Origin of the sequence: Paeniroseomonas aquatica (genome assembly GCF_030409335.1) — a bacterium.
Classification (GTDB): Bacteria; Pseudomonadota; Alphaproteobacteria; order Acetobacterales; family Acetobacteraceae; genus Belnapia; species Belnapia aquatica.
Window position 1 is genome coordinate 1 of the sequence record NZ_JAUFPN010000208.1, and the last position, 506, is coordinate 506.

The following is a 506-nucleotide window of genomic DNA, read 5'->3' on the forward strand; positions in this document are numbered from 1 at the left end:
ATACCAAGTCTCCGAGAGCGTGACTCGTTTGGGATTCCCAAAGTGGCGGCGGGCTGATTCAACATGGCGACCAGGGGAGGTTTGCCATGCCCATCGCACTTCGGGCGGATTTTGCTGCGGGCGGGCTGCGCGCCGCAGCGCGGCAGACGAAGGACGCGGCGCAGGCTCGGCGCCTGCTGGCCTTGGCCGCGATCTATGATGGGGCATCGCGCACCGAGGCCGCCCGGATCGGCGGGGTGACGCTGCAGATCGTGCGCGACTGGGTGCTGCGGTTCAACGCCGAAGGGCCGGCCGGGTTGGTCGACCGCAAGGCGCCTGGCCAGGCGGCGCGGCTGAACGACGCACACCGGACGGCCCTGGCGGCGGCGCTGGAGAGCGGCCCGATACCCGCCATCCACGGGGTGGTGCGTTGGCGGCTGATCGACCTCTGCCAGTGGCTGTGGGAGGAACACCGGGTCACGGTGGCAAAGCAGACGCTGAGCCGCGAGGTGCGTGCGCTGGGCTAC

1 protein-coding gene is annotated in these 506 nt (G+C 70.2%); it reads left to right on the top strand.

The annotated features are described in order from the left end of the window. Positions 1 to 86 precede the first annotated feature (86 nt). Positions 87 to 506: helix-turn-helix domain-containing protein (locus QWZ14_RS28895; RefSeq protein ID WP_290320531.1), on the top strand; the 420-nt coding region annotated here is incomplete at its 3' end.